The sequence below is a fragment of the Rhodopirellula halodulae genome, from assembly GCF_020966775.1.
Taxonomy (GTDB): domain Bacteria; phylum Planctomycetota; class Planctomycetia; order Pirellulales; family Pirellulaceae; genus Rhodopirellula; species Rhodopirellula halodulae.
The window spans coordinates 201,787-227,206 of sequence record NZ_JAJKFV010000010.1 but is presented as its reverse complement, the minus strand read 5'-3'; the positions used below and the strand labels follow the sequence as shown (position 1 = coordinate 227,206).

23 protein-coding genes are annotated in these 25,420 nt (G+C 57.6%); 12 read left to right on the top strand and 11 right to left on the bottom strand.

Translation table 11 applies throughout. The annotated features are described in order from the left end of the window. Positions 1–103 precede the first annotated feature (103 nt). Complete coding sequence (locus LOC70_RS08465) at positions 104–1,297, bottom strand: amino acid aminotransferase (RefSeq protein ID WP_230253171.1); 1,194 nt, start codon at positions 1,295–1,297, stop codon at positions 104–106. A gap of 296 nt (positions 1,298–1,593) precedes the next feature. Between LOC70_RS08465 and LOC70_RS08460 the strand changes: the two genes are divergently transcribed. Further along, a complete protein-coding gene (locus LOC70_RS08460) occupies positions 1,594–2,574 on the top strand; it encodes a zinc-dependent peptidase (RefSeq protein WP_230253170.1) in 981 nt (326 codons plus the stop codon). Positions 2,575–3,071: 497 nt separating this feature from the next. Here LOC70_RS08460 and LOC70_RS08455 read toward each other — a convergent pair whose 3' ends face one another. Both LOC70_RS08455 and LOC70_RS08450 read right to left on the bottom strand, forming a co-directional pair. Then, positions 3,072–4,256 (bottom strand): DUF1559 domain-containing protein, encoded by a 1,185-nt coding sequence (locus LOC70_RS08455; RefSeq protein WP_230253169.1) that lies wholly within the window; start codon positions 4,254–4,256, stop codon positions 3,072–3,074. A 110-nt stretch (positions 4,257–4,366) separates the two neighbouring features. Next, positions 4,367–4,792: a response regulator gene (locus tag LOC70_RS08450; RefSeq protein WP_230253168.1), complete on the bottom strand. Its 426-nt coding sequence runs from the start codon at positions 4,790–4,792 to the stop codon at positions 4,367–4,369. Positions 4,793–4,886: 94 nt separating this feature from the next. Here LOC70_RS08450 and LOC70_RS08445 point away from each other — a divergent pair, with 94 nt between their 5' ends. From LOC70_RS08445 to LOC70_RS08425, 5 genes are read left to right on the top strand one after another with little or no spacing between them, the layout of a single operon-like run. Continuing rightward, positions 4,887–5,864: a tetratricopeptide repeat protein gene (locus LOC70_RS08445; protein WP_315857221.1), complete on the top strand. Its 978-nt coding sequence runs from the start codon at positions 4,887–4,889 to the stop codon at positions 5,862–5,864. After that, positions 5,864–6,865, top strand: a complete 1,002-nt coding sequence (locus tag LOC70_RS08440) for an RluA family pseudouridine synthase (protein ID WP_230253166.1) — start codon at positions 5,864–5,866, stop codon at positions 6,863–6,865. The genes LOC70_RS08445 and LOC70_RS08440 overlap by 1 nt, the downstream gene beginning before the upstream one ends. A 21-nt stretch (positions 6,866–6,886) precedes the next feature. Continuing rightward, a complete protein-coding gene (locus tag LOC70_RS08435) occupies positions 6,887–7,693 on the top strand; it encodes a TerC family protein (RefSeq protein WP_230253165.1) in 807 nt (268 codons plus the stop codon). An 8-nt stretch (positions 7,694–7,701) separates the two neighbouring features. Continuing rightward, the gene (locus tag LOC70_RS08430) at positions 7,702–8,679 is read left to right on the top strand and encodes a hypothetical protein (RefSeq protein WP_230253164.1); all 978 of its coding nucleotides are present in this window, start codon (positions 7,702–7,704) and stop codon (positions 8,677–8,679) included. A 9-nt stretch (positions 8,680–8,688) separates the two neighbouring features. Continuing rightward, entirely contained in the window at positions 8,689–9,465 is a 777-nt protein-coding gene (locus LOC70_RS08425) for a PIG-L deacetylase family protein (RefSeq protein WP_230253163.1), read from the top strand. 567 nt (positions 9,466–10,032) lie between these two features. On the opposite strand, the gene rplS is transcribed toward LOC70_RS08425, so the two are convergent. The 4 genes from rplS to ffh form a co-directional block, all read right to left on the bottom strand. Then, complete coding sequence (gene rplS / locus LOC70_RS08420; protein WP_390889015.1) at positions 10,033–10,386, bottom strand: 50S ribosomal protein L19; 354 nt, start codon at positions 10,384–10,386, stop codon at positions 10,033–10,035. Between the two features lie 19 nt (positions 10,387–10,405). Beyond that, positions 10,406–11,134 (bottom strand): tRNA (guanosine(37)-N1)-methyltransferase TrmD, encoded by a 729-nt coding sequence (gene trmD, locus LOC70_RS08415; RefSeq protein WP_230253162.1) that lies wholly within the window; start codon positions 11,132–11,134, stop codon positions 10,406–10,408. Further along, the gene (rpsP, locus tag LOC70_RS08410) at positions 11,131–11,550 is read right to left on the bottom strand and encodes a 30S ribosomal protein S16 (RefSeq protein ID WP_306796847.1); all 420 of its coding nucleotides are present in this window, start codon (positions 11,548–11,550) and stop codon (positions 11,131–11,133) included. The genes trmD and rpsP overlap by 4 nt, the downstream gene beginning before the upstream one ends. Positions 11,551–11,656: 106 nt before the next feature. After that, complete coding sequence (gene ffh / locus LOC70_RS08405) at positions 11,657–13,132, bottom strand: signal recognition particle protein (protein WP_230253160.1); 1,476 nt, start codon at positions 13,130–13,132, stop codon at positions 11,657–11,659. 697 nt (positions 13,133–13,829) lie between these two features. Between ffh and LOC70_RS08400 the strand changes: the two genes are divergently transcribed. Then, positions 13,830–14,240, top strand: coding sequence for a hypothetical protein (locus LOC70_RS08400; protein ID WP_230253159.1), 411 nt, complete (start codon positions 13,830–13,832; stop codon positions 14,238–14,240). A gap of 28 nt (positions 14,241–14,268) precedes the next feature. Here LOC70_RS08400 and LOC70_RS08395 read toward each other — a convergent pair whose 3' ends face one another. After that, the gene (locus LOC70_RS08395; RefSeq protein WP_230253158.1) at positions 14,269–15,093 is read right to left on the bottom strand and encodes a glycosyltransferase family 2 protein; all 825 of its coding nucleotides are present in this window, start codon (positions 15,091–15,093) and stop codon (positions 14,269–14,271) included. 696 nt (positions 15,094–15,789) lie between these two features. On the opposite strand from LOC70_RS08395, the gene rplA reads away from it, so the two are divergent. From rplA to LOC70_RS08375, 4 genes are all read left to right on the top strand, one after another. Continuing rightward, positions 15,790–16,467 carry a 50S ribosomal protein L1 gene (rplA, locus tag LOC70_RS08390; protein ID WP_230253157.1) on the top strand — a complete coding sequence of 226 codons (678 nt, stop codon included), beginning with the start codon at positions 15,790–15,792 and terminating at the stop codon, positions 16,465–16,467. 167 nt (positions 16,468–16,634) lie between these two features. After that, positions 16,635–17,159: a 50S ribosomal protein L10 gene (gene rplJ / locus LOC70_RS08385; protein ID WP_230253156.1), complete on the top strand. Its 525-nt coding sequence runs from the start codon at positions 16,635–16,637 to the stop codon at positions 17,157–17,159. Positions 17,160–17,256: 97 nt separating this feature from the next. Then, the gene (gene rplL / locus LOC70_RS08380; RefSeq protein WP_230253155.1) at positions 17,257–17,673 is read left to right on the top strand and encodes a 50S ribosomal protein L7/L12; all 417 of its coding nucleotides are present in this window, start codon (positions 17,257–17,259) and stop codon (positions 17,671–17,673) included. A 316-nt stretch (positions 17,674–17,989) separates the two neighbouring features. After that, positions 17,990–18,934 carry a sugar phosphate isomerase/epimerase family protein gene (locus LOC70_RS08375; RefSeq protein WP_230253154.1) on the top strand — a complete coding sequence of 315 codons (945 nt, stop codon included), beginning with the start codon at positions 17,990–17,992 and terminating at the stop codon, positions 18,932–18,934. 114 nt (positions 18,935–19,048) lie between these two features. On the opposite strand, the gene LOC70_RS08370 is transcribed toward LOC70_RS08375, so the two are convergent. Beyond that, complete coding sequence (locus tag LOC70_RS08370) at positions 19,049–20,551, bottom strand: S1C family serine protease (RefSeq protein ID WP_230253153.1); 1,503 nt, start codon at positions 20,549–20,551, stop codon at positions 19,049–19,051. A gap of 1,292 nt (positions 20,552–21,843) precedes the next feature. Beyond that, positions 21,844–22,629: an Fpg/Nei family DNA glycosylase gene (locus LOC70_RS08365; RefSeq protein ID WP_230253152.1), complete on the bottom strand. Its 786-nt coding sequence runs from the start codon at positions 22,627–22,629 to the stop codon at positions 21,844–21,846. Positions 22,630–22,843: 214 nt separating this feature from the next. On the opposite strand from LOC70_RS08365, the gene LOC70_RS08360 reads away from it, so the two are divergent. Next, the gene (locus LOC70_RS08360; protein WP_230253151.1) at positions 22,844–24,121 is read left to right on the top strand and encodes an MFS transporter; all 1,278 of its coding nucleotides are present in this window, start codon (positions 22,844–22,846) and stop codon (positions 24,119–24,121) included. Between the two features lie 36 nt (positions 24,122–24,157). Here the strand turns inward: LOC70_RS08360 and purM are convergent, their stop codons facing one another. Then, positions 24,158–25,237 (bottom strand): phosphoribosylformylglycinamidine cyclo-ligase, encoded by a 1,080-nt coding sequence (gene purM / locus LOC70_RS08355; RefSeq protein WP_230253150.1) that lies wholly within the window; start codon positions 25,235–25,237, stop codon positions 24,158–24,160. Between the last annotated feature and the right edge of the window lie 183 nt (positions 25,238–25,420).

The following is a 25,420-nucleotide window of genomic DNA, read 5'->3' as shown; positions in this document are numbered from 1 at the left end:
ATGGTGGTTAGAAACAGGACGTCGCAGGGAACACACAACCGTCGCGGACGACTCGGGGTCGCCAATTGTCCGCCGCGGATGCATTGGACAAAGAATGAAAGGGCTATCGCAAGACCGCCGCCACGGCGTCGCACAACCATCCCATCCTGGATTCATTCATGCCCGCAACGTTGATCCGTCCGCTGCCGACCAAGTACACGCCGTGCTCGGTCCGCAACTGATCGACTTGCATGGGAGTCAATCCGCTGAACGAGAACATGCCCTTTTGATCCAGCAGGAACGAGAAATCTTGGTCGACTCCCGTTGCGGCCATTCCATCGACGAATTGTTGGCGAAGCGAGGCGATGCGGGTTCGCATTTCGGCCAGCTCTTCATGCCACATTTTGGTCAGCCCCGCATCGGCCAAAACGGTGGCAACGATGGCTCCGCCGTGACGTGGTGGGTTGCTGTAGTTGGCTCGGACGAGGCGTTTGAGTTGGCTGAGCGCGGCCTTGGTCGTGTCGGCTGACCCCGAAACCAAGCACACGGTCCCGACTCGCTCACTGTACAGCCCGAAGTTCTTGCTGAACGAGGAGCACACCAAGGCTTCGTCCACATGACGCAAGATCGTGCGAACACCCGCGGCGTCCTCTTCCAAACCTTCGCCGAACCCTTGGTAAGCGAAGTCCAGCAGCGGCAACAAATTCTTTTCGGCGACGACAGCCCCAATCTGTTCCCATTGCTCGGGCGTCGGATCGACTCCGGTGGGGTTGTGACAACAAGCGTGCAACAACACGGCGTCGCCGGCTTTGGTTTTGGACTTCAGGTCTTCGATCATCGCGTCGAAGTCCAACGTCTTTTTATCAGCCGCCAAGTACGAGTAGTTTTCAACCGGCAATCCAGCCGCCGCCATGATGGCGTTGTGGTTGGCCCAAGTTGGTGTGGGCAGGAAAATCCGCAGCGGACCGCATTGGCTGGCGAGGAATTCCGCAGCGACTCGCAGCGCACCAGTTCCGCCGGGCGACTGAACCGCGGCGACTCGGGCGGCTTCGACTTGGTCGCCAAAGACCAGCTCGCGAGCGGCTTGGCGATAGTCGGGAAGACCATCGATCGACAAGTAGCCTTTGGTCGATTCGGTTTCCACCAACCGTTTTTCGGCCTCTTTCACGCAACGCAGCACGGGCGTGGTTCCGGTCGCGTCTTGGTAAACGCCGACGGAGAGGTTCATTTTCGTTTCGCGTTCATCCGCTTTGAACGCTTCGGTCAAACCCAAAATGGCATCGGGCGGGGCAACGGAAATGGAATCGAAACGGTGCACGGGGTGGCCGAAAACAGCAAAAGGGTGGGATGGGTCAGCCAGACAATCTGCCGACGGAGCCACGAGAATAACTGCCCGGCCCGTCTTCGCCTACTGACGGATGAAGTCGACCGTCGGGAGGGCAGATAAAGTCGCACTCACGGAGGACCATGCCTCGATCGAGACCGCGACGCGCATGCCGCTCGGCCAGAAGTTTGAACGCCTGTCCGAAACAACCCGCCCCGCGTCTATGATGACTTCGCTCTTGAATCTCACCTTCTCCTTTGGGCTGCCTCTCGTTGCTTGTCACTCCTGAAATGGACCGATCCAATCGCCGGCTCGCGTTTGCGATTTCATTCGCAGTCGGCGCATTGATCATCGGGTTCGCATTCCTCCAGCCATGGACGTTGCTGGCGTTGCCGATCGCTTGGGTCGCTCATTGGTTCGTGCGACGCAAAACCAAACGACGACTTCAAGTCATCGCGACGCCTTTCCCCGATGTTTGGGAATTGGCGCTGCAACAATATGTCGAGTACTACCGCATGCTCGCGGAAGATCGTCGCATCGATTTCCAAAATCGGATGAAGGTCTTCCTGGACGAAGTCACCGTCACCGGCATTCGTACCGACGTCGACGAAACCACTCGTGCTCTGGTGGGAGCCAGTGCCGTGATCCCCATCATGGGTCTGGATGATTTTGAGTATTCCGGTTTGGGCGAAGTGCTGATCTACCCCGGATCGTTCGGCGAGGATTATCAAACGGAAGGCGAAGGCGACAAAAACACGTTGGGGATGATCGGCGTTGCCCACTTAAGCGGCGTGATGATTCTCTCCAAACCATCGTTGCTGGCAGGTTTTTCCAACTCAGGCGACAAGCGAAACGTCGGCATTCATGAGTTCGCTCACTTGGTCGACAAAGCCGACGGAGACGTGGATGGCATTCCCGTGTCCGCGACCGCGGAGGTCACCGAGCCTTGGGTGAAATGGGTCGGCGAAGAACTCCGGTCCGAAGGCACCCGTTCCGGCATCGATGACTACGCCTACACCAACGAGGCCGAGTACTTCGCGGTGCTGTCGGAGTACTTCTTCGAGAAACCGGCCCAACTGCAAACCAAAGATCCGCAGCTCTACAACATGCTTCGGAAGATGTACCACCAAGACCCCAAGCGACTGTTCAGCAAACGCCCGCGTCGAAAAGGCCGCGTGCAACGCAATGATCCTTGCCCCTGCGATAGCGGCAAAAAGTTCAAACACTGCTGCCGCCGCAAACGCATGCGAGGAATGCCGGGTGGGAAGTAGAAAGGACCACAGGGACACAGTGATCAGGATCCCCGTGTAGGCCATGCCCTGTATGGCGAAAGGTGAAACGCCAAACAACACGTGACCCTAGCAATTCACGCCAGATGTTTCGAAAGACCAAACAGCCGATCGGCGTTAGCCGCGGTTCCCACGCACCACCGCGAATCAATTCGCGAGAACCGAAATTCGCAACATGCATTCCTCGCAAACGTCCGGTGGAACCGGACCTACGTCGTGGCCAACAACGGCGCAGCAGCGGACCACGGAGTGATCCGCGACAATCTTAGCGGATGCGGCGCGAGCCGCCCGGTGTCGACATTGATTCCGCGACGACTCATGCCGAGATAATTGAACACCAATCACCAATCACCAATCACCAATCACCAATCACCAATCACCAATCACCAATCACCAATCACCAATCACCAATCACCAATCACCAATCACCAATCACCAATCACCAACCACCAACCACCAACCACCAACCACCAACCACATCAATACAACGCGTCTTCGGGGATCTCTTCTCGGCCTCGGGGGGTCATCAGGGCTTGCCAGACTCTCGGATCGATTGAATCCGAAACATACCGCGTCCCGCCATCCGCCATTGACACGTTGATACCGTCCGTGTGAGCCGACGACGGCCGGGCCAAGTCGGTCGCGTTGCCAGGATCCATCTGCATCGATTCCGTGAGCGACCGATTGCCGTTGATCAAATGAATCTCACGTGGCTGCTTGCCGTTGCTCCAGTCCACCCCGTGCCAAACCATCCCATTGGTGAATCGACTCAACGGCGGAAACACCACTTCGTCTGGATGCCGCTCAAACATCAAATCGACATCGTTGACGAAGCCCGCACGATGCCACGGCATCGCATGCAGCGACTCCGAAAACAAAACGGTGTTGCTTGCTCCGTCCTTGAAATCATCCAAACCAATCGGCTCCGCGACTGGCACTCGCAGATCCTCGTCCCAGTTGGCCGCCCGAGCCGAGAGCCGGTTGCCGAACACACCAAACTCGACCGACATCGACTCCTCAAAGCCAATTTCCTTCACGGTGCCGTCCGGATGAAAGATCGAATGGGTTCCCGCGATCAAATCGCTCGGCGGAAAGTAGACACCCGTGTTGGCGATGTAGCTGCTGCGACCATTGTCTTCGCCATCGTTATTCGGATCGCTTGGACACTGAAAGATCGCAAACTGCGGCGCGGCCAAAGGATGAAACCCCGTGCCACTTTGTTCCTGTGTCGCACCTTCGCCACGCGTCAAAATCGGGTAGCGATCTTCGGTCCAGTGTTCGTAGGTCGGTTGAGCATCCAACCAGGGCAACAACGCCACCGCCCACGTGCCGACCTTGCGGTGCGGCACCAAGCCCTCTGCCGCACGTTCGAGCGGACCAGACGGTGCTGAACTGGGATCATTCAATTGCTCGAGCACGGTTTCGGTTTCCGGGTCCCAACCAAAATTCCCGAAGTCCATCACCCAACCGGGAAATCGCCCCCTTGCGTTCTCGTACTGGATCGCGGCGAGCGAAAAATTCTTCAGTTGTGTTGAGCACTGGTTGCGGCGCGGCCACTCCCGAGGCGTAGAGACTGCCGGTATCAGCAGCGCGAACACAATCAGCGCGCACCCCAACACGACCACCACCTCCAACAAACTCAGCCCCGAACGATTCCGCTTCATCGCCTCGCCTCCGATGGTGTTGTGAACGAATCGGCATCGTCCACCAGGCATCAACCACTGACCAGACGAGCCCCCTCATCCTTCGATTCTAGACCACTCCGGTTGAGGTTTCACTCGGCGGCGTTGCCAGCCAAACGTTGCTGGATGATGTGGACCAATTGCCGTGGACTGAACGGTTTACTCATCAACGACACCACACCTGGGCGATCGCAAATTTGATCGGGATCGATTTCGAACCCTTTGGCGGTGCAGAGAACGATCACGGAGATCGGCGACGTTTCCATGACACGGCGGATGAGTTCCATGCCGCTGAGCGAGGGCATTTCGTGATCGGTGACCATCACATCAAACTTTTCGCCGGATTGAATGGTCTCCCAAGCGAGTTGGCCGTCCGCCACGGCGGTGACATCCATTTCCGCTCGCTGGATGGTGAATTGCAACAAATGCCGCAGCACCGGGTCGTCTTCGGCGATCAACACCCTCGTCTTCGCGCTGGCAGGCTTGGATTCGGAAGGTTGGTTTTCAGGAGCAGTCATGGGGATGGGTGCTTCTTGCTTCTCTTGACGTTAAGTTCCGGCGATTTCTATACTTCGGGCTCACGGATCCGAATCTCCCCACCCCTGCGATTGTATGAACAGCGAGCGACGTCATCAGCTGAACGAGAATGAACTTGCCGGAGCCCTCGGGAAGTTGAATCACTCGATCGAGCCTTACTCCAAACCCATCGCACTGGGCGTGGCTGCATTCTTCGTGGCCGTGTTGGGATACGGGTTTTATTCCAGCACTCAATCGGACAATCGCAGCGATGCGACACTGCAATTGATCGACGCTTCGATCACCGGCGATACCGAAAGCTTGGCGACCATCGCCGCTCAATACCCCAACACTTCGGCAGCGGCCTGGGCACGGTTGTACCAGGGCGGACAACAAATGGGAGCTGGAATTTCTTCGTTGTACACGAGTCGCGACGAAGCCGAAACATTGCTCGACGATGCCGTCGACGCTTACCAGCAAGCCATGCAGTTGAGCAAAGACGCGATGATTCAATCGCGAGCCCGCTACGGATTGGCGCAGATCGCCGAAGCTCGCGGTGATATCGAAGGTGCCATCGAGCAATACGAAGCCGCGATGGCGGTTGGCGAATCGGCCGCCATGATCGAAGAAGCCAAAGCACGCGTCGAAGTTCTCTCGTCGCCGCAATCAAAAGAATTCCTCGCTTGGTTCGATGAGCAAGACTTCTCGCCAGCGGACCCAAGCTTGCCACCATCGCTGCCGGGAGCCGGCGAACTGCCAGACCTGCCAGACTTGGACCTACCACCATTGGATTTGCCAATGGATGACTCAGCCGACGAGACCGAGGAGCCCGCTGAAGAAGCATCGGACGCGGCAAAAACGGAAACGACCGAGCCCGCTGAGCCGGAAGAGCAACCCGCGGAAGAGATGAAGGAAGAAACCGCCAGCGAAGAAGCCTCCGAAGAAAAGCCCGCTGAAACGGAGGAAGCTGTGGAAGAAAAATCGGTGGAAGAAACCGCCACTGATGAAATCTCTGCCGAGGAAGCTCCCACCGTGGAACCGCCTGCCGACGACCCCGCCGCATCCGACGAGTGATGCGAGAATTTGTCGTTCCTGAATCCGCCCACGGGTTTCGAATCGATCTGTTCTTGACCCAATCCTGCGACGGATACAGCCGCTCGCAAATTCGCGATGCGGTTCAGAACGACGGTGCGGAAGTCGACGGTCGCGTCATTCGGCCCAGCTACAAAGTGAAAGCCGGCCAAGTGGTCCGCTTTCGTGTTCCGCCACCGGCTTCGGATGACACGGTGCCGGAGAACATCCCGCTGGACATTTTGTACGAAGACGACGGACTGGTCGTCATCAACAAACCCGCGGGAATGGTCGTCCACCCCGCGCGAGGCAACTGGACCGGAACGCTGACCAGTGCGTTGGCCTTTCGCTTTCAATCGCTTTCCGATGTCGGCGGCCCCACACGCCCCGGCATTGTCCACCGGTTGGACCGGGACACCAGCGGCGTCATCGTGGTGGCGAAAAACAACGCCGTGCACCTGAACCTGGCGGCTCAGTGGCACGATCGCGAAGTGAAGAAACAATACACGGCGATCACGTCCGGACGACTGGACCGCGACCGCGACTGGATCCACGCGTCGATCGGTCGGCACCCTTACCAACGTGACAAACAAGCCATCCGCGAAGGCCACTCGACCAGCAAATCAGCCTCGACGTTTTACGAAGTCGTTGAACGCCACGGACGAGTCACCCGTGTCGACGTGCACCCCAAGACCGGACGCACCCACCAAATTCGAGTGCACTTGGCACACATCGGTTGCCCGATTCTTTGCGACCGACTGTATGGCGGGCACTCCGAACTGACACGCTCGCAAATTCGACGCTTGGCGGGGATCGAAGAAGCAACGCCCGGCGCGAAACCGACCGCGGAAGGCGACGAAGTCATCCTCGGCCGCCAAGCGTTGCACGCGAAATCACTGACGTTCACCAATCCGCAGACGGGCAAGGAAATGACGCTGACCGCGCCGCTCCCTCCCGACATGCAATCCGTTCTCGACCTGTTGTCCAACGACTCGCCTTCCTAAACCGCACGGAATCTCGTCGCCATGGCTGAACTGTTTTCAATCTCCGGCTTGTTCACGCTCGGGATGCTCGTGCTGCTTCAAGCCGTTCTTGGGTTCGACAACCTGCTTTACATCTCAATCGAAAGCAAACGGGTCGAACAAGACAAACAGTCGATGGTCCGCAAACTGGGCATCGGATTGGCGGTCATCCTGCGGATCGTGCTGCTATTCGTCGTCGTGAAAGTCATCGCACTCTTGGAGGAACCGTTCGTCGAATTCCACAACGGCTACATCGATGGTGCGATCAGCGGCCACAGCCTGATCGTTCTGTTTGGAGGTGCGTTCATTCTGTGGACCGCACTGAAAGAGATTTACCACCTGCTCGCCGAACCGGAACTCGGCCACTCCGAGGACACCCCCAAAGCCAGTGTTGGCAAGACCATCGGACTGATCGTGCTGATGAACCTGGTCTTCTCGTTCGACTCGATTCTCAGCGCGATGGCACTGACCAAGAACTTCTGGATCATGGCCACCGCCATCGTCATCAGTGGTGCACTGATGATCTTTTTGGCCGACAAGGTTTCGGAGTTTTTGAAAAAGAACCGGATGTATGAAGTGCTGGGACTGTTCGTGCTGTTCATCGTCGGCGTGATGCTGGTTAGCGAAGGCGGGCACCTGGCTCACGTTTCGCTGTTCGGTCACGAAGTTCACCCGATGGCCAAGAGCACCTTCTATTTTGTGCTCGCGATTTTGATCGTGGTCGACGTGGTTCAAGGCAGATACCAGAAGAATTTGCTGGCTCGGCAAGAAGCCGCCAAAACGATGCGTGCCGCTGAGGCCAAGGCGTAGACACGCGGATGTCAGCCACCCCGCACCGCCGCCCCGCGTCCAAGCGTCGTCCCATCACCGACCTGGAACCCGCGCGACCGTCATCGCCCAACAAAACCGCCGCCAAAAGTCGCGGCAAAGCGGTCACAGAACGCGATCCGCATGCGGCACCCGCCAAGCAACAACCAACGCCAACGCAGCCGCCCGTCGGAGTGATCCCGCCAAGAGACCGCGACACGCTGTTTGCCCTGGCCGAGTTTCTGCAGAAACGTCGTCCAGATCCAAAGCGGATCCCTGAACTGCAAAAGCGGATTCACAACGAAGTCCTTAGCCTCAGCCGCACCATCGACCGCCCCAACTTCGCTCGGGTGGGACGCGATGACTTGGTTCGACTCATTCACTTGCTCGACGAGGCCTTTTTCGAGGGCCGCGTGCTACCGGTCGCAAAGGCGGAAGGACTGGAATTTGGATTCTCTTCACGCATGACCAGTGCGGCCGGCAAGCTGGTGACCCACTACCCCAACGGCAACCGCAATGGACCGCGAAAGTTCGAGATGATCCTGTCTTCGACGTTGCTGTTTCAAACCTTCGAGGACGTGAACCGTCCGGTGACCGTCACCGGACGCAAGTGCAAGGATCGCCTGGAAGCGATGCAGCGGGTCGCCGAACACGAGATGACGCACCTGATTGAGATGCTGATTTGGAACGCGGGCAACTGCAATCAGAAACGCTTTCAGTCGATCGCCCGAAGCTTCTTCGGACACACCGACTACCAGCACGATCTAATCACGCAACGCGAACGCGCGGCCACCAAGTTCAACATTCGAGTGGGTGACCAGGTGATGTTCCAGAACGGATCGCAACGCATTGTCGGACGCGTCAACCGCATCACTCGGCGAGCGACTGTTTTGGTGAACGACCCCAAAGGCGAACTGTTCAGGAACGGCGAACGCTACGTGCGGTATTATGTGCCCCTTGAGAAACTCCGGCTCGTCTCCTCGAAATGAAGTTCCTGAATGCCCTCCGCGCTCGCCATCGCTGCTCATCCTGACGACATTGAATTTCTCTACGCCGGAACCATGTTGCTGCTGGCCCAACGAGGATGGGACTTGCACTACATGAACCTCGCCGACGGTTCCCGCGGCAGCACCACGCTCAACCAATCCGAATGCGCGGCGACGCGACTGGAAGAAGCCAAGCAGGCGGCGGCGTTACTGGGAGCGACCTTCTACCCGCCGATCTGCCCGGACATGGAGGTCACCTACAACGATGCGAACCTGCAAAAGGTCGTGGCGGTGGTCCGGCAATGCAAACCGTCCATCGTTCTCGTGCACTCACCCGTCGATTACATGGAAGATCACGAAACGGCTTGCCGATTGGGCGTCAGCGCCGCGTTTTGCCACGGGATGCCAAACTATCCGAGCGATCCGCCGACGGAAGTCTTCATGGACCCCGTGACGGTCTATCACGCTCAACCCGTTGGCTGCCGACAACCGACGGGCGAGCTGGTCACGCCGCATTTCTACGTGAACACGTCCGATGTGATGGAACAAAAGACCACCGCCTTGGCATGCCACGCCAGCCAAAAGCAATGGTTGGACGAAAGCCAGGGCATGGACAGCTACCTGGAAACGATGCGCGACCTGTCTCGAATGGTTGGCCGGATGAGCGGCAAATTTGAACACGCGGAAGGCTGGCGGCGACGCGAGCACTGGGGATTCTGCGGCCCCGACGATGATCCGCTCCGCGAAGCCTTGAAAGGACTGACGACCGAAGGTCTACCTCGCTCGTAGGTTGGCCACTCCTGGCCGACGCCCGCCTGCACACCGCCGACACGAGCCTTGCCCACGCTCACTACCGACTGCGTTCACCAATGTCCTAGTGCGTGACTCACTGGCTGGCGCCGCGGGCAGGATTAGCGAGCCGCAAACCGGTTGTGACCTCGCTTTGTTCCAAAGCATCGGCCGGGCCGTCATGTGAGACATGACCTACGCGATGGCAGATTCGCCGCCGACCCACGCTCCCTCGTAGGTTGGCCACTCTTGGCCGACACCCTCCTGCACACCGCCGGTACAAGTCTCGCCCAACGCACTACCGACTACATCCACCAATGCCCTGGTGTGTGAATCACTGCTTGTCGTCGCCCGAGGGGGTGAGTCGCCAACCGGGTGTGACCTCGCTTTGTTCCAAAGCATCGGTCGGGGCGCCATGTGAGACACGACCTACGCGATGGTAGATTCACCCACTGTCCTCCTGTGGCCCTGAGCCTCTGCTTCCCTTTCCACTTTACGCGCAGCAAACAAGCTGCTCGAGAAACCCGAGCAGCTTGGCGATGCATATGAACGAAACGCTCCCCGCGATCAGACGCGGCGACGCTCTTTCAAGCGAACAGCTTTTCCGACGCGGTCGCGAAGGAAGTAAAGCTTGGCACGACGGGTCACGCCACTGCGTTTGACTTCAACCTTTTCGATGCGCGGGCTGTGCACGGGGAACTTACGCTCCACGCCTTCGCCAGCCACGATGCGACGAACGGTGAACATCTCTTGAGCACCCTTGCCGCTGCGAGCGATCACGACGCCGGTGAACACCTGGATCCGCTCTTTGTTGCCTTCCAGAATCTTGGAGTGCACGTCGACGGTGTCGCCGATTTCGAATTGCGGGGCGTCTTCTTTCTGATTGGCCTTGTCGACCAATTCCATGATGGCGTTGTTCATTGGAAAACCTCTGTGCTGTTCAGGAGCGTTGGTTGGGGTGTTCGTGGTTGGGTTTCGAATTCTCGGGCAGCAAATCGCGGCGACGATCAATCGTTTTCACCCGACTCTGCTCGGCTCGCCATTTGGCGATCGCCGCATGGTCACCGCTGAGCAAAACGTCAGGCACGGTATGGCCTTCGAATTCTCGCGGCCGGGTGTACTGGGGAAACTCGAGCATCCGATTACCACGGCTGAACGAATCATCCAGGCTGCTTTGTTCATCGCCAAGCACGCCGGGCAGCAACCGGACGACAGCGTCAATGATGGTCATGGCAGCGACCTCGCCCCCGTTGAGGACGAAATCACCAATGCTGATCTCTTCGGGTTGGAGGATATCCAACACGCGTTGATCAAATCCTTCGTAACGACCACACATCAACATGATGCGGTCGCTGGTGGCGAGGTCTTCGGCCAACCTTTGGTCCAGCCGTCGACCTTGCGGGGTCAACAAAATCTTTCGAGCCGGAACGTCGCACATCGCGTCCACGTCTCGAACACACTTCACGGTTGGTTCGACTTGCAACAACATTCCGGGGCCGCCACCGAACGGTCGATCATCGACTTTGCGGTGAGGAGTGTCTTCGGCCCAATCTCGGAGGTTATGTCGTTGGATCTCAACCAAACCTCGAACAATCGCCTTGTCCAGCAAACTTTGGGTCAGATAACCGTCAAAGATCGCCGGAAACAGGGTGACAACGTCGAATCTCACTCGGTGGTGGCTTCCGCTGCGGCATCTTCCGAAGCAGCTTCTGCGGCTGGCTCTTCCGCAGGTGCTTCCTCGGCGGGAGCTTCGGCAGCAGGAGCTGGCTTCGGAGCGGGAGCTTCTGGTGGTGGGGTGTAATCCTTGCGGCGTCCCAAACGCTCCACGGCAGCCTTTTGAGCTTCCAAGTGGGTGCCTTCGGTGCCGTACTTCTTGATCAACACAGCCACTTTGTCGCTGGGCTGAGCCCCAACACCAAGCCAGTAATCAACACGCTCGGTCTTCAGCGAGGTGCGTGCATCGGTTTCTGGGCACATTGGGTCGTAGGTGCCGAGTTCTTCGATCACGCGGCCATCGCGTGGGTTGCGTTGATCCACTGCACAAACACGAAAGAAAGGACGGTGCGTGCGTCCCATCTTTTTCATGCGAATTCTTACTGCCATGTCGGTCGTTTCTCCAAAGGATTGAGGTGATTTGAGGGGCTGAAGACTGAGGGCTGTACCAACTCAGGTCTCGCCCACTGCATCTCACTCAGCGTTTTTTTCGTTTTAGTTTTCGCTTCAGCTTTTCGCGTTCCTTGCGTTGCTGAGCCTTCTGAGCCGGAGTCAGTCGCTTTCCGGTGCTTTGCTTGGTTTTCAAACCTCCCAGACGCGGATCACCCGACATCGCGTTGGCTTGAATCTGCCGCATCATGGCCATACGATCCCCGGAACCCTTTCCGGACATGGCTTGCATCATCGGCTTCATCACGTCGAATTGTTTGATCAATTGCGTGACAACGGGGGATTGAACGCCGGCACCCTTGGCGATTCGCGTGCGACGAGTCGCATCGATCAGCTTGGGGTTTTTGCGTTCACTGGGAGTCATCGAGTTGATGGCTCCGATAATTTGCCGAATTTGGCCCCCGGCCTCTTCCGACTCCATCGCTTCTTTAAATTGGCTCATGCCGGGCATCAAACCCATCATGCGGCCCATCAGACCGGGCTGAGCCACCTTTTGAAGCATGTTTTTGAAATCGTCGAGCGAGAAATCGCCGCTGGCCATCTTGGCTTCCAGCTCTTCCCGTTCTTTCTCGTCGACAATACGGTGAGCTTCGCGTGCCGCGGCGACAATGTCGCCCATCTGCAAAATGCGGCTGGCCATGCCCTCGGGACGAAACGGCTCCAACGCATCGAAGTGCTCGCCGGTCCCCATGAACTTGATCGGAACACCAGTGACCTGCTTGACCGACAACAACGCACCACCGCGTGCGTCACCGTCCAGCTTGGTCATCACCACGCCGTCCAGCTCCAACGCATCGTTGAAAGCCCCGGCACTGTTGACCGCGTCTTGCCCGGTCATCCCGTCAACCACCAGGTAGACTTGATCGGGGCCGACCTTGCGATCGATTTTCTTCAGCTCCGCCATCAATTCTTCGTCGATGGCCAAGCGGCCAGCCGTGTCCAAAATGACCACGCGATTTCCGTCGCGACGAGCCATCTCGACGCCGTTCTGGCAAACTTTGACGGGGTCCTTGTGATCCACTTCCGCGTGGACAGGCACGTTCAGTTGCGAGCCGATGACTTTCAGCTGCTCGATGGCGGCGGGACGCTGCAAGTCAGCAGCCACCAGCAACGGAGTGATGTTCTGTTCTTGCAACAGCTTGGTCAGCTTGCCGCAGGTCGTCGTTTTACCGCTCCCCTGCAACCCGCAGAGCATGATGATCGTGGGGCCGTCGGCTTTCAGATTCAGCGAGGAATCAACGGGCCCGAGCGTCTCCACCAACTCGTCATAGACGATTCGAACCAGCTCTTCTTGTGGACGCAGCGAAAGCAGCACTCGCTTCCCAAGTGCTTGCTGCGTCACGTGTTCCATGAATTGCTGGACGACGCTGTAGCTAACGTCGGCTTCCAGCAGCGATTGCTCCACGATCTTCAGGCCATCGCGCATATTGCCTTCGGTCAGCTTGCCTTTTCCAGACAAGCTTTTGAAAGCGGACTGCAGACCTTCGGAGAGGGAGTCGAACACGTGTCGAACGGGGGCGGGCGAAAAGCGGTTTTTCCAGGAAAGCCCGGCAGTTTATCCAGGACGCTGCTGTTTTGTAAATGGAGAGAAACGGGTTTTTTGAGAGTGGAAGTGCAGAGGAGACGAGTGCTGAGGACGGAGGGCTGAGGACGGAGGGCTGAGGCAGGGAGGGCTGAGTGCGGAGAGGGAAGAGAGGTGCGGGGGGACTTCGCTTGAGCGATCCGATATCGGCCGCTGGTATTGCCTCTTCATTGCTTGCCTCTTGTTGATCGGATGCTCGCTGGCGATCGGTTGCACACGCTTGACCTCGCCAAGTCGCTCGACAACTTGGGCCGATGCGGAGTTTCGGCATCGAGCTTCTACCAAACAACCGAGCTCACCACCCAAACGGATCGCAATCAGCGGTCGGCCAGGAGTGGCCAACCTACTCTGTGGCGCGGACCGACGGAGCGATCCGCGACAATCGCCAGCCCTCAGCCCTCAGCCCTCAGCCCTCAGCCCTCAGCCCTCAGCCCTCAGCCCTCAGCCCTCAGCCCTCAGCCCTCAGCCCTCCCCACTGAGCCCCTGCGGCCCTTTTCCTCTTTCCCTCTTCCCATGACCAAACGTGTCACGGCGGCTGCGATCTTAGAGGTGTCGCCGGGGGACATCACCTCCGGCGACAAATTCCCGCAAAAGCCCCCTATCACGGAAGAGAACAACCATGGCCAAGTTTTACGTTCAGTGTGGTCCCCGCTCGCTGGTCATCGACGCGATGGATGCGGATGCCGCCGCGATGCACCTGGTGGACCTGGCGATGCAGCCTCATTTGTGGATCTACGACGACGAAGGCCTGACCGATTCGGACCGTCACGGCCACGTGATGCTGGAAGCCCTACTGCACATGGGCACAGAGATCCGAGTCAGCGAGATCGGCTTCCATCGCAGCGACGCACAATCGTTCGGCACGCCCGACATGGTGCACCAGTGGCACCAAACCATGGTCGGACTGGCCCGATTGATGATGGCGGCCGGATTGGCATCACGGCCGATTCGCCAATTAGCGACTGCGACGCGGGAAACGTGTGACACAACAACATTGGCAGCCGCGTCCAGCCGAAAGCTGCCTCGTTGAGGCAGCCGACTCAGTTGAGACAGCCGACTCAGCTCGCACGTTTCGATCGCTGCCCGCAGGGAGACTCACCAAGCTGATTACCGACAGACTGATTACCGGTAGACTGTTTGTCGGCAGCGGCTGATCGGAATCGACCTTCTTTGCAAGCGGTGTCGATCGCGTCATCGAGCACTCGGTTGTAATACTTCAACCGAGTCTCAGCGTGATCGAGCGACCCGCCGAAGGAACGCTCGAGATCCAAGTAGATCAACGGAACGGGCAATTCCGTCACTTTCAAACCCGCCGCGGCGGCTTCGACCCACAACTGCAGCGGCATCGCGTAGCCATCGTCCGTGATCTTCATCTGACGAAGCCCGTCGGTGCGATAAGCCTTGAACCCACAAAATGCATCCGTCAGTTCAAACCCCAAACGGCGGTTGATGTCCGCCGTGATGCGACGATTGATAAACATTCGCTCCTGCGGAGGCTCGTCGTCGCCGTCGAATTGCTTCAAGTAACGACTACCAGAAACAATGTCAGCCTCTCGGCCCGCCTCGATGAACTCAGGAATCCGGCAAGGCTGATGCTGACCATCGCAGTCCAGCGTGACGACTCCCTCGAAACCATGCTCCACCGCATAAGCAAACAGCGTTTGCAATGCGGCTCCGTAGCCACGGTTTTCAGCATGATGAACCACCGAAACCGATTCCGGTCGCCGGTTGGCCCAACCGTCCAGTCGCTCCGCGGTCCCATCACTGCTGCCGTCGTCAACAACCAGCACGTGATCCGCGTACTTCAGCACGTTTTCCAAGACTTCATCGACGTAATTGACTTCGTTGAAAACCGGAAGCGCGGTCAGCCATGAATCAGACATTCAAATTCCTCTCAATTGTTTCTCATCAAAATCGCTCGGCTCAGCAAAGCTGACCTGAAGCGACCGTACACATTGTCCTCTGCTCGCCTTGCTGGCTCGCATCGTCTTCGGACCCAAATTTCCGGCGTCAGGCACCCAAGCTTCCAGGAAAGCTCCGAACAGGCTGGATAATCTCCGCGAAATCAAGCCCGCCGCCACCAGCAGCATCCGGTCCCGCCAAGTCATTCACCCGCGTCGGGTCAATCAAATGCCTCGCCCTTCTGCCACGCAAGTGAAATGCAACCCGGCGACAAGATTCCGCCAAGACGTCCCGTCGAGACACCAGCTCCGTGTGACAACACGGGGCTTCCGACGCTCGAATTTTTGCCCGTTTGTGGCAGTTCTTGATCCAGCGGTTGTACGATTGCAACCGATGTGCCTTGGTAAAGGCTAGCTTCTCAAAAACAGCAAAAAAACCCAAAAGCTTCGGCTAAATGAGGTTGACGATGCTAGCAGCCTTCGCCAAACTCCCCCGCTTCGATCGCGACCCGGTCCTTGCATTGGGGAGCAATCGTTTAACAAGTGGGAGATTCTGCCGCCGGCAAATCGACCAAACTGGGCCCCTCGCCAACGCGTTTGCAGCTCGGTTTGACGTCGCTTTCTGACCGGGTCAGCGTGGAATCGCCATACCACCCGACACAAATGAGTCGTGACTAAATGGGAAAGAAATCCAAGCGGTATCGCGCCGCCCTCGAAAAACAGCCGAAGGAAACCCTTCCGCTGGACAAGGCCGTCGAGGTTCTAAAAACATACGACGCCACGAAGTTCGACCAAACGGTTGAAATTCACATGCGTTTGGGCGTTGACCCGAACCAAGCGGATCAAATCATCCGCGGTTCGCTCGTGCTTCCACACGGGATCGGAAAGACCCAACGCGTGGTTGTGTTCGCCAAAGGCGACGCAGCCAAAGCCGCTGAAGAAGCCGGAGCCGATGAAGTCGGTCAAGAAGACTTGGCCAAAAAGATCAAAGACGGCTGGACCGACTTTGACGTCTGCATCGCGGCTCCCGACATGATGGGCTTGGTCGGTCCTTTGGGACGTGTCCTCGGTCCTCGTGGTTTGATGCCCAGCCCGCGTGCCGGAACGGTGACCCCGGACGTCGGCAAAGTCGTCGGCGAGTACAAAGCCGGTAAGGTTGAGTTCCGCAACGACAAGGGTGGCAACGTTCACGCGATGGTCGGCAAGATGAGCTTCGAGCCCAACAAGCTGGAAGAAAACATCAAGTCGTTCGTTGACTTCGTGACGGCCATGAAGCCTCAGTCGATCAAAGGCACGTACATCAAAGGCGTGGCGATCTGTGCAACGATGACCCCCAGCGTCCGCGTTGCCACCTAGCTGCATAGGCTCGCCGGTTGATTCATCACCGGTGCCGCCGACCAGTCAGCATCTGATCCCGAAGCGATGACTTCCACGGATGCTGGCGGATCAATCTGATTGGTCCACCCCCAAACGATCACATCCAACTGCGGCCAAGGCTTGGCTCTTTCGAGTGAAATAATCCGATGAGTAAATACGTCAAAGAACTGGTGACTCGCGATCTCAAGCGTCGGCTTGAAGGCGTGGAGGATGCCGTGTTGGTCAATTGCTCCGGCATGGACGCAAACACGACCAACGAGCTACGTGGCGAATTGAGTGGCAAAGACATCCAGATGATGGTTGTCAAAAACTCGCTCGCCCGACGCGCCACTGAAGGCACGTCCTTGCACCCCGCGTTCGAAGGAACAAACGGTCAAGTGGCCGTGCTTTGGGGCTCGAGCGACTTCGTTAGTCTGGTAAAGGAAGCCGTCCGACTGGACAAGGACGACGAGAAGTTCGAAAAGTTCGTCACCACGGGCGGCGTTCTGGACGGCGAAAAGCTCGATCCAGATGCCATCAAAGCGGTCAGCAAATGGCCCAGCCGTGAAGAACAAATCTCGATGTTGGTTGGTCAAATCCTCGGCCCAGGGGCAACGCTCAGCGCAGCAATGCTCGGCCCCGGAAAGACCCTCAACAGTCAGATCAAGTCCAAGGGCGAAGGCGAAGAGTAATCGCTGCCGCTCACATCGCCGGTGCCTGTGTCCGTGCCCCGGCATTTCCCCTGAACCATTTCCGAATCACCTTTTTCGTTTTTGAGGTAGTTTGACTATGTCCGATGAAGCAACCGCTGTCGCAGAATTCAGCGCAGAAGCAAAAGAACTGGGCGACAAGATCGCCAACATGACCCTGAAGCAAGCCAAAGAACTGAGCGACTACCTGAAGGAAGAGCACGGCATCGAGCCTGCCGCTGGCGGTGGCGCTGTCATGATGGCTGGCCCAGCCGGCGACGGTGGCGGTGAAGCCGCTGCTGAAAAGACCGAATTCGACGTCGTTCTGACCGGTTTCGGCGAAAAGAAACTGAACGTCGTGAAGGTCGTCAAGAACATCACCGGCGCTTCGCTGATGGACGCCAAAAAGATGGTCGAAGGCGTGCCTGCGACCCTCAAAGAAGCTGCTTCGAAAGAAGAAGCCGAAAAGATCAAAGCCGAAGTCGAAGAAGCTGGCGGTTCGATCGAACTCAAGTAGTTCGAAACCGGATTGGTTCGTTCGGACATCGGTCAAATCAGTCAAAGATCGCGAATTCATCTTTTTGGGTTCGCGGTCTTTTTGCTGCGCGGTCAGTTGAAGTCACCTATTAACTCGTTCCCGAGCGGCCGACTCGTTACGCCAACTTGACTTCAGTGAAGTCGATGGATTCACACCACACTTGGGTTCCGTTCAGCTAAACTGATCGGGCATTTTCTCTTGCCGTCGCATCTTGCCTCGGCAATGCCGCTCCGTCATCGCAACGGACCACGGCCACCACCCATTGATCCCCCTCCCCACCTTGAAAGAGCCTGCCATGCTGCCACGCCGTCACTTCTTGCAATCTCTCGCTGCCACCACCGCCGTCGCCGGAATGGCTGGCTCACGGGTTTTGGCTCATGCCCATGAAGGACACGACCACAGTCACGACGCTTTCAAAATTTCCTTGGCGGAATGGTCGCTTCACCGCACGCTTCGTGATCAATCAGTTGGCGTGACCAACTTGGACTTCCCCAAGATCGCCAAGGAGCAATTCGGGATTGATGCGGTTGAATACGTTAATCAATTCTTCAAGGACAAAGCTCGCGACGAGAACTATCTGAAGGAACTCCAGAAACGCTGCGACGACAACGGCGTCAAAAGCGTGTTGATCATGGTCGACGGCGAAGGTCGATTGGGTGATCCCAACAAAGAAGGCCGAGCGAAAGCGGTCGAAAACCATCACCAATGGGTCGACGCGGCCAAGTTCCTCGGCTGCCACTCGATTCGCGTCAACGCCGCAAGCGGCGGATCCTATTTGGATCAAATCAACTACGCCGCGGATGGCCTGCGATCCCTCAGCGAATATGCCGCCAAGCAAGACATCAACGTGATCGTCGAAAATCACGGCGGCTTGAGCAGCAACGGTGCTTGGCTGGCCGTTGTGATGGAACGCGTTGGCATGGACAACTGTGGAACGCTGCCTGACTTTGGCAACTTCCATATCTCGCGCGGCAAGAACGGTGAGGAATTCAATCGTTACCACGGTGTCCAAGCGTTGATGCCATACGCGAAAGCGGTCAGTGCCAAGACGCATGACTTCGACGAGGAAGGCAACGAGAAGCACACCGACTACCTCAAGATGATGAAGATCGTCACCGACTTCGGTTACCACGGCTACGTGGGCATCGAATACGAAGGCGGCGGACTGAGCGAAGCCGAAGGAATTCTCGCCAGCAAGAAACTGCTCGAGCGCGTTCGCGATCAACTTGCCAAAGCGTGATCGCTCGCTAGCAATCCAACGCATTCAGGCCGCACTTCATGGTGCGGCCTTTTTGATTGCACACCCAATCAGTTATCGCACGCCCAACCAGCGACATCGCTGGTCTCGGGCTGATTAGCGATCCAGATTTTCTGGTCGGCGGCTCAAACGAACGTCGAACGTCATGGGGTCACCATCGCGAAGGGCATCGATCTTCAAGAGCGTTCCTTCGCCAAGATTGGCAATCAGACGCATCAGGTGCCCGACATCGCTGACGCGAACATCGTCGATTTTCAGCACGATGTCGCCGACTTCCAGCCCCGCGATGGCCGCCGGTGAGTTGTCTCCCGTGACTCCGGAAACCAAGGCCCCGCGGACGCGAAGATCATCGCCGCGATGCATCGAATCGGGAACTTCCGACAACAAGACGCCCAACCAACCACGCTCCACACGCCCGGTCTCACGCAAACGTTCGTAGATCTGTCGCGTGACATTGCTAGGGATTGAAAAACTAACACCCTGATAAGTATCGCCGACAATCGCTGTGTTGATGCCGACCAAATGGCCTCGAGCATCCACCAGCGGCCCGCCACTGTTGCCTGGATTCACAGCAACATCGCTCTGCATGAAATCTTGGTAGCGAGAGCTAGAACCATGTTGCACACCGGCGCGAACAACGCGGTGCTTGCCGCTGAGAATGCCAAACGTGATTGTACGATCCAAACCAAACGGACTGCCAACCGCCCAAACCGGTGAACCAACGCGAAGCTCATCGCTGTCGCCCCACTGAATCGGAATCAGTCCATCCGCGTCCACCTTCAGCACAGCCAAATCAGTCGGCATGTCACTGCCGACCAATGCGGCCGGCAGTCGACGACCGTCACTGAGTGTCACGCTGATCGCGACGCCATCTGCGATCACGTGTCGGTTGGTCAGGATGTAACCGTCCTCGTCGATCACGACACCGCTGCCTTGATCGGACAACGTGTAGGCATCCTCACCCAGCAATCGTTGCAGGCTTCGATCTTCCTCTGACACCGACCGCTCGACATCAATGTGGACCACGGTGGGCCCAACGGCGGAAGTCACCATTTGGTAGGCACGGCTGAGCGAGTCCAGCGAGACATTTCGCAGCCCTTCATTTCCGATTTCGTATTCCGCTCGCAATTCCCCGCGGTGCCATCCGTAACGGATTTCCTCAACGATGTGCGGCACGGTGTAGCGAGCGAGCAACAACATCAATCCCATCGTGGCCAGCAGAGTCAGGCTCTGCAGAACTGGGTGAGGCTGCGGCGAGCGACCAGTGCGTTCACGAGAAAGCGATGCGTCCACCTCTTCGTCCGATGGCACGGATTCCGTGTACTCATTCGATTGATCACGTTCGCGGCTATCAGATGCAACTGACTGCCCCGCCATCGATGGCGGCTCACAGGTTGGCAGCGTGGCGTGTCCCATTTCCAATCGATGACGAAGAGACCCTGGTGCAACCGGCAACTCATCCGGAAGCGATTCCTCTTTTGGCTGCGTCTCCGTCTGCTTCGCTGGCATTGAGCCCTCCGGTTGAAACGGCGATGGCATCGGAATGGGTGTGATCCCATCGAGCGACATCGGTTCTTCGGATGGCTTTTTGCGATGCATGGCCAAAATTCCCAGGTGAACAACGTCCCTCGGCCGACGTGAAGGCTCGATCCAAAAACTGAGCCCGTCGCACCAGCGGGAACGAATCAAAGTCTGTCCCAGTCGAAAGGGGGTGCTTTCGAAATGCCGTTTGATTGTAGCGACCCGACGAACCGAGTCGGTAACATTTTTCGGCCGCCCCATTCCCCGGGGGGAGTCAGACGAGCCGTGAACGTTCGATCAAGAGGCTTATTCCGGATGATCCAGCCACCTTCGCGGAGCAATTTCGAGCGGGGGAGCATTTTGGCGGCTTCCCATGCGTTTTCGACCTAGACTTGCTGCGCGCAGGTCCGCACCCGTCAAACAGAAACGGGCAAAAATTCTCAGAAGTCGCCAGCGACCGTTCGTGCATCCGTTGCGTTGGCTTCAGCCGGAGCAACCCTGCTGTTCCGAATGCCAAAACCACGACTTGGCGACTTTGCGGCAAGAATCCACCGCATGGTCTTGTGGAATGTCCGATATCTAGGTGTGTCCCGGAGACCGATTGCCTCCCAGCAAGGTTTGCCCAACGCAAACAAATGGTTCCACGGACGACCAATTTAAACAAACCTTCCATGGAGATTCCCTATGAGCCGTTTCCTCGTACCTGCCGTTTTGGCTTTGGCCGTGGCCGCTTGTAACGTTCAAGAAGCAAACGCTTTCGGACACCTGAAGTCATTGTTCGGCGGATGTGACAGTGGTTGCGACGTCGCTTGCGAACCAACTTGTGGTTGCGAGCCGATCTGCGAACCAGTTTGTGGCTGCGAAGTTGTTGAACCAGCTTGCGGTTGCGAAGTTGTCGATCCTTGCTGTGCACCTAAGAAAGGCCTGCTCGCTCGCTTGTTCGCCAAGAAGCACGGTTGCGACGCTTGCTGCGAGCCAGTTTGTGAACCTGTTTGCGGTTGCGAAGTGGTTGAGCCAGCTTGCGGTTGCGAAGTTGTCGATCCTTGCTGCGACGCTGCTCCTTGCTGCGATCGCCCCGTCTTGGGCCTGTTCAAGAAGCTCTTCAACAAGAAGCACTCTTGCTGCGACACCGGCTGCTGCGACATCGTTGAGCCAACTTGCGGTTGCGAAGTGGTTGAGCCTTCTTGCGGCTTCGAAGCACCAGCTTGCGGATGCGGACACTGATTCGTCGCGTCCAACCCTGAATCAAAGGTCCCACGTCGTGTACGAAGCCACGGCGTGAGATCGACTTGAGATTCCGATTGCCCTCGCATTTGAAACTTCGGTTTCAAGTGCGAGGGTTTTTCTTTGCGCGGTTGAGCTTTGCTCGCTCAAGCCTGGCAACTCGGACACCAATGCATCTTTCGCGATGCGACGGAATCAATCGCGATTGGCCCACCGCATCGTGGGCATTCGTCTTTCCCATAAACGCGAAAGCGTTCGTGATTGGCGAGTTCCTTCAGCGGCTTGCCAGCTTCTTTCGCAGTCACGCTGATGATGCGGCCGTGCTTGAGCCCCAGCTTCATCATCTTGCTCAGTGATTTCCAAAGGCGATCGAAGTCCGCTTGGCTCATCGCGTCCCCATGAAGATGCGGGTTCATGCCGATTTCAAACAGCACTTCGGCGCGGAAGATGTTGCCCACCCCAGCGATCAAAGACTGGTCGAGCAACAACCCACCGATGGGTTTGGAACGCGAACGGAAATTGTTCCAAACGTCGGCTTTCTTTCCGCCCGCCAACGGATCCGGCCCAAGCGACTCTTCGATGGAAGCTTGCGTTTCCATGTCGATCACTCGGCACTGAGTCGGCCCGCGGAGATCCAGCGTGCGTTCTTTCCCGACCATCCGCACGCGAACCTGACCGCGTGGCTCCTCGGGCGGAGATGCCTGCTCGGCAAAGCTTCCGTAACGTCCCAAATGAACATGAACGACACGGTTGCCCTCAAACTCAAAAAACAGATGCTTCCCCGCGGCTCGAACGGATTCCAAAACCCGTCCGTTGACCTTCCGTGCTCCGTCTGCAAATCGACCTTGAGGGCTGGTCACATCGAGCGACTGACCCGCAAAAGTTTGGTCATGCTGATGCGACAAATAGTGTGTTTTGTGACCTTCGGGCATGGATTGAGTTCGAGTGTGACGGAATCGATTTGGAGCAGTGTAGCGGCATGTCCAACGTGCCCCGCCGCGATCGTGTCTCACGTCATTCGCTCATGATGGCAGGGGAGCGTCCGCTACGGCGGCCAACTGGCGACGGGGCTTTGCGGATCGCTGGTGAACGTGACAATGCTGGATTCACCCCAACCAGCCATCGCTCCCACCCGAATTGTCCTGCATGTCAGCCATCGCGGCCAAACTGGCTCCTCGACTTCCGTTTTATTACGGCTACTGGATGCTTCCCTTGGCGATGGCAATGCAAGTCGGAACCAGCCCGGGACAGACGTTTGCCGTCAGCGCCTTCACGCCGGCGCTCTTGGAATCCTTGCAACTATCGGAAAGCCGACTGGCACTCGCCTACATGCTGGGAACGTTGCTGGCGGCGATCCCGCTTTCCACGGTGGGTCCAATTTCGGATCGCATTGGTTTGCGTTGGTCATCGCTGATCATCATCGCCGCACTCTCGGCGACTTGCTGGTACGCGTCGATGGTCAGCGGATTCGCGACCTTGCTCGTGGCGTTTTTCCTGCTTCGCTTTTTAGGTCAGGGTTCGCTGACACTGCTGTCGGGCAACACGACCTCGATGTGGTTCCGCCGTCGCATTGGCCGAGTTTCCGCCATCATCAGCATCGGCACCTCGTTCGCATTCGCTTACGTTCCCGGCATGCTGGCCAATGCGATTGAAGCCAATGGTTGGCGGAGCACTTATCAAACGCTTGCGGGGATTTTGGCAATTGGTTTGTTGCCGCTCATCGCGATTTTCTTCTGCAATCGGCCGGAAGACATCGGGCAACAACTCGATGGTTGGTCCGATGCCGACCGACGCAGCGATGTTGATTCGGTTGTCACCGAAGAACGTTCTTGGACACTGAAAGAAGTATGCCGCACCAAGTCCTACTACGTGATCGGTCTGACGAGTGCGGTCTGGGCCATGATCGGCACGGGCGTCGTCTTTTACTTGTTCACCTTGTGTGCGGACCGAGGTTTCGAAAGCTCCACCGCCGCGGACCTGATGAAGACCTTCGGATTGACCATGTTGGGATTCCAGTTCGCCGGCAGCTTGGCGGCGGACCACTTGAAGCTGAACTGGTTGCTCGGATTGGGAGCGACCATGTTGACCGCCGGATTGGTCGTGTTGGCGCCCGCACAATCGACGTTTGCCATGCACGTCTATTCGTTCCTGTTTGGTGGCGGCCAAGGCGTGCTGATTGCCACCACCGGCGTGGTTTGGGTTCGCTACTACGGCCGCGAGCACCTGGGGAGCATCCGCGGTGCCGTGTGGTGCGCGACCGTGGCGGGCAGCGGTTGCGGGCCGCTGATCATGGGATCAGTGAAAGACCTCAGCGGGACTTACGTTCCGGCGATCTGGATCTTCACCGCGTTGATGCTGCCGCTTGCGTTGGCCGCTTGGTGGATCCGACCTCCGGTGACGCCTGCCACCGAGACCGAATCATGACTCCATAATGCCACCAGTGAGTAGTCCCGAGTCCAACTAGGCGTCTTGATAGACAACCTTGGACGATCCTTCGACGATGCGTCCGATGGGTTGGCACTGAATGCCCGCCTTCTCGACTTGCGCAGCAACGCTGGCGGCGTAGTACTCGTTCACGACGACCGCCATTCCGATGCCCATGTTGAACACGCGACGCATTTCCGACGTCGCGACTTCACCGGTCTTCTGCAGCCATTGGAAAATGGGGTTGGGCGTCCACGCGTTGGGATCGATTTCCGCATTCACACCCGCAGGCAAAATGCGATCCAAGTTTTCTTCGATGCCGCCGCCAGTGATGTGAGCGATCCCATGCAGGACTTGCTTGACGCGATAGTGCGATTGAATCGAACGAATCGCGGAAACGTAGATCTGCGTTGGACGTAGGCAAACTTCCGCCAAAGTTTGTGACGATCCCGTGTCCTCGTTCAACTCGTCGATCACATCGGTCCACTGATGCCCATGATCCGCGATGATCTTTCGCACCAGCGAGAATCCATTGCTGTGCAAACCAGTCGCCTGCAACCCGAGCACGACATCACCCGGTGCGATCAAATGCCCGTCGACCAAACGTTTGCGTTCCACCACTCCGACGGCGAATCCGGCCAAGTCATAATCGTCGGTGCCGTACATGTCAGGCATGATCGCCGTTTCGCCACCGAGCAATGCAAGATCGCCAGCGACGCAACCATCGCTGATCCCTTGCACGATCCGTTCGAGCCGCGCGGGATCGTCGCGTCCCATCGCAACATAATCGAGGAAGAACAAAGGCTCGGCACCGGTGCAAATCAAATCGTTCACGCACATGGCGACCAGGTCGATGCCAACGGTCTCGTGCTGGTTCATCGTCTGAGCGATTTTCAGCTTCGTTCCGACCCCATCGGTCCCGCTGACCAAGACCGGTTCTTCGTAGTTCCGAGCGAACAGTTTTCCGGCGAAATCGAGCCGGAAAAGCCCCGCAAAACCACCATCGCTGGGCATCACGCGAGGGCTGAAAGTACGGTGCATCAGCCGGGGCAAACGGCTCATCGATTCGGCATACACGTCCAAATCGACGCCGGCGTCTTTGTAAGTCGAAGCCATGAACGGGAAAAATGACGGGGAGTTCGGGCTGGAAAACGCCCAATCATGACCGCGATCCGCCTCAATGACGAGGCCACGGCAAAAAACCATCTCATTTTCGTGGTTTCTTGCACGGAAGGTCCGCCGCCACGTCACTAATCAGGGTAGCCGAGCAATCTCACCGGGCGATCTCATTCGAATTTC